Here is a 7,308-nt window from a genome sequence, read left to right on the forward strand (position 1 = left end):
TCTGCAGAGCACGATGCTCTGCCAACGGCCGTCAGTGCCAGAGCGCTGAGCCGATACGACAAGATTCAGGAGCAGTTATGCAAGGTCAACATTACATCAACGGCCAGTGGCTGGCAGGTGAAGGACAATCGCTGGTATCCACCAACCCCGGCAATGGTGAACTGGTCTGGCAGGCACTGACCGCCACACCTGCACAGGTGGATCAGGCGCTGTCAGCCGCTCGCGCGGCATTTCCGGCCTGGGCGCTGACAGCTCTGGCAGACCGTCAGGCGATCCTGCAGGCGTACAAGACCAAACTGGAAGACAATAAGGAAGCGCTGGGCCGTCTGATTGCCGAGGAAACCGGCAAGCCTCTGTGGGAAGCGCGCACTGAAGCGCAGGCGATGATCGGCAAGGTCGGGATTTCCCTGCAAGCCTATGATGAGCGTACCGGCACGAAAGAATCTGCCGCCCCCGGTGGCAAAGCGGTACTGCGCCATCGTCCCCACGGTGTGGTGGCGGTATTCGGCCCCTATAACTTCCCCGGGCATCTGCCGAATGGCCATATCGTGCCTGCGATTCTGGCTGGTAATACCGTGGTCTTTAAACCCAGCGAGCAAACCCCTGCCGTCGCTGAAATGATGGTGCGCCTGTGGGAAGCGGCAGGCCTGCCTGCCGGTGTGCTGAATCTGGTGCAGGGCGAGAAGGAAACCGGCATTGCACTGGCCAGTAATGATGAGCTGGACGGCTTGTTCTTTACCGGCTCCTCCGGTACGGGTCACCTGCTGCACAAACAATTTGCCGGTAAGCCCGGCAAGATTCTGGCGCTGGAAATGGGCGGTAATAACCCGCTGATTCTGGGTCAGACCGAGAAGCTGGACGAAGCCGTGCACGAAACACTGCAATCGGCTTTCATCACCAGCGGCCAGCGTTGCACCTGTGCCCGTCGTCTTATCGTGCCGACCGGTGAGCGTGGTGATCTCTTCCTCGAGAAGCTGATCGCGGCCATGGCCAAGATTCGTATCGGCGCCTGGGATGCTGAAGAGCAACCCTTTATGGGCAGTCTGATCAGTGAAGCGGCGGCGGATGTGATCCTCAAGGCCCAGGCCACTCTGCTGGCCAAAGGCGCCCATTCGCTGGTCGAAACCAAAAAGCTGACCGCCGGAACCGGCTATTTGACCCCCGGCCTGATTGATGTGACCGAGGTCACCGATCTGCCCGATGAAGAACACTTCGGCCCGCTGCTGAAAGTGATTCGTGTGCAGGATCTGGACGAGGCCATCGCGGTGGCCAACAACACCAGCTACGGCCTCTCGGCTGGCATCCTTTGCGATAGCTACGAGGAGTACGAATACTTCCTGCTGCGCTCGCGGGCGGGCATTGTGAACTGGAATCGCCAGACCACGGGGGCGGCGTCCAACCAGCCCTTCGGCGGTATTGGCGCCTCCGGTAATCACCGCGCCAGCGCCTACTACGCGGCGGATTACTGCGCTTACCCGGTGGCTTCCATTGAGGTGGACAGCCTGAGCCTGCCTGAAAGCTACAGCCCAGGCCTGATGCTGTAAGTTGCCCACCCACCTGATTGCGGAGAACGCCATGAAAGCTTTGGAAGCCAATTTCGACGGCCTGGTTGGGCCAACCCATAACTATGCTGGCCTGTCCTTTGGCAACGTTGCCTCCATGGGCAATGAGGCCGCGCCTTCCAACCCGAAGGAAGCGGCCAAACAGGGCCTGATGAAAATGAAGTCGCTGGCCGACCTTGGCATGCTGCAGGGCGTGCTGGCGCCGCAGGAACGTCCGGATGTGCATACCCTGCGCAAGCTTGGCTTTACCGGTTCGGATGCACAGGTGCTGATGCAGGCGGCGAAACAGGCACCGAAAGTGCTGGCGGCAGTGAGTTCAGCCTCCAGCATGTGGACCGCCAATGCCGCCACGGTATCGCCCAGTGCGGATACTGAGGATGGCCGCGTGCATTTCACCCCCGCCAATCTGGTGAACAAGTTTCACCGCGCCATCGAGCATCCGGTCACGGGTAACATTCTGCAGGCCATGTTTGCGGATGAGCAGCACTTCGCCCACCATCCGGCGCTGCCCGCGGTGGATCACTTTGGCGATGAAGGCGCGGCGAACCACACCCGCTTTGCCCAGTCCTACGGCGAACAGGGCGTGGAGTTCTTCGTGTTTGGCAAGTACGCCTTTGATTCCAGCAAGGTCGCCCCTACCCGCTTCCCTGCCCGTCATACCTTTGAAGCGTCTGAAGCGGTGGCCCGTCTGCACGGTCTGAACCCGGCCAAGGTGGTGTACGCCCAGCAGAATCCGGCGGTGATTGATGCCGGTGTGTTCCACAACGATGTTATCGCGGTGGGCAACCTCAACGTCTCCTTCTACCATCAGGAAGCTTTCCTCAACACCGCAGAGGTAAACCGTCAGCTGAGTGAGGCCATGGGCGGTGGTGATTTCCACTTTATCGAAGTGCCCACGGCAGAAGTACCGGTGCTGGATGCCGTGAAGTCCTACCTCTTTAACTCCCAGCTGATTGCCCTGCCGACCGGCGGTATGGCGATTGTGGTGCCGGAAGAATGCCGCAAGACGCCGACGGTCTGGGCTTACCTTAACAAGCTGGTGACCCTGAACACGCCGATTCGCGAAGTGAAGGTCTTTAACCTGACCCAGTCCATGAGCAATGGTGGCGGCCCGGCTTGCCTGCGTCTGCGTGTGGTACTGAACGAGGCCGAACAGCAAGCGGTGAACCCCGGCGTGTGGATGAACGATACCCTGTTCAACCGTCTGAACCTGTGGGTCGATAACCACTACCGCGACCGTCTGATCGAGGCTGACCTTGCGGATCCGCAACTGCTGATCGAATCCCGCTCAGCGCTGGATGAGCTGACGCAGATTCTGAAACTGGGTTCGGTTTACCCGTTCCAGCGTTAATTGACCGATAAAGAAAAAGCCCGCATGTGCGGGCTTTTTTGTTGATATGGGCCGTATTAGCGCCCTAGTTCAGTGAATCGACAAATTTACACAGGCGACGACAACCTTCCGCCAGGGCCGCTTCATTCAGCGTGAAGGAGATGCGTACAAAGCCTGAGGCTATCTCGCCAAAAGCAGCGGCATCCAGCACCGAGACTCCGGCTTCACGGAACAGCCGCCAGGCAAAATCATGGGAAGATAGCCCGGTCTGACGGATATCCAGCAGTACGAACATCCCGGCTTTCGGTGTGAGTAAGGTGAGTCGCGGGTGGTTTTCCAATCCCTGACGAACGACTTCACAGCGTGCCGCGTAGACCTGACGTGCCTCTTCACAAATGCTTTGATGGTGAGCGATAGCGGTGATCGCGGCTTCCTGCACAAAACCCGGCAGGCCATAAAGCATATTGAGGGCCAGACGTTGGGCATGTTCGATCATCTCGGGCGGACCCATGATCCAGCCAGCGCGCCAGCCCGTCATAGCGTGGGATTTCGACAGACTGCCAAGGCTGACGGTACGCTCCAGCATACCGGGCAGGCTGGCCATGCTGACAAAGCTGCCGTCATACACCAGATGCTGATAGACCTCATCGACCAGCACCCAGAGATCATGGGCCCTGGCCAGCTCGGCAATGGCGCTGAGTTCCTGTCGGTTCAGCACCACGCCCGTCGGATTATTCGGCGTGGCGAGGAAAATCGCGCGGGTTTGCGGGGTGATGGCATCGGCCAGCGCCGCCACATCGGGCCGGAAGCTATGCTCCGCGCTGGTGTTGATCTTGACCAGTTTGGCGCCGTGGGCTTCCAGTGTCGCGGTGTACGTGACATAGAGTGGAGCAAAGGCCAGCACTTCATCACCGGGATCGAGTAAACACTGGACCGCCGCATACAGCGCATTCTGTGCCCCGGCGGCCGGAATCACCCAGCGCTCATCAACATCCAGCCCCTGCTGCCGATAAAGACCGGCGATGGCACGATTCAGTGCCGGGCGACCCGGAATTTCAGCGTAATGGGTATCTCCGCCATAGAGTGCCTCCACCGCGCGCTCGACAATGACTTTTGGCGTCGAAAAATCCGGATCGCCAATGCTCATTACGATGACATCCTCACCGCGGTTAAAGGCCTCGCAGGCCTGCCGGTGAATCGTCCAGGCATCATTACCCGGGCCAGTGATACGCTCGGTCAAAGCAGAAAAACGCATGGCATTCTCTATCTTGTCATTCAGTCGAGGGGTCATCAGGCTGTCGTAAGACGCCTTTAGCATGACGGCGGGAAAAGGCTGATCCAGATCAACTATAAAGAGGCGAACAGCAGGGGTCTAGCCACGAGTTCTGCTATGCTCAGGCGCCGGATTGCCTCTTCACTGCGGCTCCGTCATCCTGTGGTTGTGACACGTGCAATGACTGCTACTCTTTTTAATAAGTGAGGAAAGGTTGTCACTGATGATTCTGGCACTATCATTGCGCGCCTTATCCGGCATCAGGTCGGTTAATCGCGGGAAATCGGATTAATGTTTTCTATGTCGCTGTTGCGTCGTCTCTTTCCCCTGTGGGTCTTTCTGATCGTCGCAGGCGCGGGCGTGTACCTGACGTGGCTGAATCTGCAGCTCACTAACCAGCAACGCAGCCTGACCATGCAGCAACTCGGCAGTGCCGAGGTGAACCTGATTGAGCGACGGATTAACCGTGCGCTCTCGGCCTCTTACATTCTGGGCCAGGATGTCGTGCGTCATCAGGGGTTTGTCTTTGACTTTAACCAGCTGGCGGCGGGTATTCTCGGTTATATCCCGGAGCTTAGCAGTCTGCAGTTCGCGCGCGGCAGCACCATCACCGATATCTATCCCCTCAGTGGCAATGAGCTCGCTATCGGCAAGAATCTGGTCAAGATCGAAACCGGCGCCATGGGTTTTAGCCCAAGTCAGTTACTGGCCAATGAACATCAGGCCGGGATTATCGGCCCGCTGACACTGGTGCAAGGGGGCGTTGCCGTGATCGCACGCAACCCGGTGTATCTTCCGCGGGGTCAGGGCAAGGATGAGTTCTGGGGCTATGCTTCTGCGGTGATTGCCCTGTCCAATGTCATTGTCGAGTCCGAGCTGCAGGATCTGCTGCTGCAGGGCTTTAACTACGGTATTTATGCCCGTCATCCCGGTGCCGATCACCGGCCGACACTGGTCAGCGGCAAACCCGTTGATGATGCCCTGCCCCATGTGCTCAAGCTGGATATGCGGGTGCCCGGTCAAAGCTGGTATCTGCTGCTGGAGTACGATGAAAGCACCGGTATGCGCCACTGGATCGGTTACCTGCTGTCCGTGCTGATAGCCCTGATACTGGCGAGTCTGACGCTCTATATCTCCCGCGAGCCGGAGCGTTTGCGCCGACTGGTGCACCAGAAAACCCAGGAGCTGGAACATCAGGCCAACTTTGATGGTCTTACTGGGCTGGCGAACCGCCGTAAGCTTGAGAGTAGCCTGTCGGAATGTCTGGAGCTGCAGCGCCAAAGCGGTGATCAGGCGGCGCTGTTGTATCTCGATCTGGATGAGTTCAAACGTATTAACGACTCCCTCGACCATCGCTGGGGCGATCGTTTGTTGCGGGAAGTGGCCACGCGGATGCAGCTCCTGCTACGTAATCGTGCCCTGATCGCCCGTTTGGGAGGCGATGAGTTTGCGATCCTGCTCTGGCATGTGCTTGACCGTGAACAGGTGCTGGAGCGCGCCGCCGAGTTGCTTGAGGCTATTCGCAAGCCCGTGGAACTGCGTAACCGTCAGGTGACGGTCACGGCCAGCATCGGTATCGCTATGATTCCCGGTGACGGCGATACGGAAATCCAGCTGCAACGCCATGCGGATCTGGCGCTTTACGAGGCCAAGCGTCAGGGCAAGAACCGCTTCAGTTTTTATGAATCGGTACTGCAACAGCATGCGAATCACCGGGCACGCATTGAAGAGGCGCTGCGTCTGGGTATTGAGCGTGGCGAGTTGCGAATGCATTTACAGCCGGTGTGCTGTCTGCAAACCCGGGAGCTGTGCAAGGCTGAAGCCCTGGTGCGCTGGCAGCATCCACAACGGGGTCTGCTCTTCCCCGGCGAGTTTATTGATGTGGCGGAAACCACGGGGCTGATTATCCCGCTGGGTTACTGGATCTTCCGTGAAGCCTGCCGCTTTATTGCTGCCAGAGCTCAGTCAGGAGAGCAGATCATCCCCATCGCTGTTAACGTCAGCGCGACTCAGCTTAAGGAGCCTGACATGGTCGAGCAGCTCCAGCTGATTCTGCAGCAGACCGGTGCACCGGCTTCGTCACTGATTCTGGAGATTACCGAGTCGCTGATTATGGATGATATCGAGCATGCCGTACGCCTGCTTGAACAGTGCCGTCAGCTCGGTCTCAAGATTGCCATCGATGATTTCGGAACCGGCTATTCCTCACTGGCGCAGCTTAAGAAACTGCCGGTGGATACCCTGAAAGTGGACCGCAGCTTTGTGCAGGATCTGGCCACCGACCCGGATGATCAGAAAATCACCGCCGCCATTATTGCTATGGCGCACACGCTGGAGCTGGATGTGGTGGCGGAAGGTATCGAAACCGAGGAAGAACTGGCGCTGTTGATGAGCTATGGCTGTGATCTTGGTCAGGGTTACCTCTTTGGCCGTCCGGCGGAGCCCATCGATAGCGAAGTGCCGATGGTGAGAGCTTCGTCCAGCCTGCCTCTCTAGGCCGACGCGCACTTCCTGCTCTGCTGTGGACTGCCTCTGGCCTGCTGAGGTTGCTGTTCGGTAAAGCGACATCCCAGGCATACAGAGAGTGCTGGTATAAAAAAGGCGACCCGAGGGTCACTGCTGTCCCATAAATGGCAGTCAATGAAAAAGCCTGAGTCCAAGTGAGTAAAATGAGAGTGCGACCAAACACTCTACTCACAAAGGATTCAGGCTTTGACTCATCATAACACTGCGTTTCATCAGTTGCTCAAGCCCTTATCCCGACATGATTTCGAGTGTCTCGCTCGCCGCCATCATGTGGGGCAAAAGCTGCGCTCCGCTTCTCGCTGGGATCAGTTTATTGGTATCGCGATGTCTCAAATCTCAGGCCGCCAAAGCCTTCGGGATATCGAGTCCAGTCTCGCCGGCCAGAGGCACAAGCTCTACCATCTCGGTGCCAGGCCGATTGCCCGCTCAACGCTCGCTCGCCTTAATGAGCAGCAGCCCGCCGAACTCTATGAGGCTGTCTTTTATAAGCTCTTACAACGCTGTTCTGTACGCTCACACTCGCACAAATTTCGCTTCAAGAATCCTCTCTACTCACTCGATGCCAGCATCATCGATCTGTCATTGAACATTTTTCCCTGGGCAAAAATCCATCAGTC

At 57.8% G+C, this 7,308-nt stretch carries 5 protein-coding genes; 4 read left to right on the top strand and 1 reads right to left on the bottom strand.

The window, feature by feature from the left end; all coding sequences use genetic code 11:
• The first annotated feature begins 77 nt into the window (after positions 1 to 77).
• A complete protein-coding gene (astD, locus tag ACKC9G_RS10455; RefSeq protein ID WP_411405019.1) occupies positions 78 to 1,544 on the top strand; it encodes a succinylglutamate-semialdehyde dehydrogenase in 1,467 nt (488 codons plus the stop codon).
• 31 nt (positions 1,545 to 1,575) lie between these two features.
• Complete coding sequence (gene astB, locus ACKC9G_RS10460; RefSeq protein ID WP_411405021.1) at positions 1,576 to 2,913, top strand: N-succinylarginine dihydrolase; 1,338 nt, start codon at positions 1,576 to 1,578, stop codon at positions 2,911 to 2,913.
• Positions 2,914 to 2,977: 64 nt separating this feature from the next.
• Here the strand turns inward: astB and ACKC9G_RS10465 are convergent, their stop codons facing one another.
• Positions 2,978 to 4,183 carry a pyridoxal phosphate-dependent aminotransferase gene (locus ACKC9G_RS10465; protein ID WP_411405023.1) on the bottom strand — a complete coding sequence of 402 codons (1,206 nt, stop codon included), beginning with the start codon at positions 4,181 to 4,183 and terminating at the stop codon, positions 2,978 to 2,980.
• A gap of 273 nt (positions 4,184 to 4,456) precedes the next feature.
• On the opposite strand from ACKC9G_RS10465, the gene ACKC9G_RS10470 reads away from it, so the two are divergent.
• Entirely contained in the window at positions 4,457 to 6,661 is a 2,205-nt protein-coding gene (locus ACKC9G_RS10470; protein ID WP_411405025.1) for an EAL domain-containing protein, read from the top strand.
• Between the two features lie 216 nt (positions 6,662 to 6,877).
• Positions 6,878 to 7,308 (top strand): DUF4372 domain-containing protein (locus ACKC9G_RS10475; RefSeq protein ID WP_411405027.1); only part of this gene is annotated, 431 nt, incomplete at its 3' end.

It is taken from the genome of Pokkaliibacter sp. CJK22405, from assembly GCF_046614695.1.
Taxonomy (GTDB): Bacteria; Pseudomonadota; Gammaproteobacteria; order Pseudomonadales; family Balneatricaceae; genus Pokkaliibacter.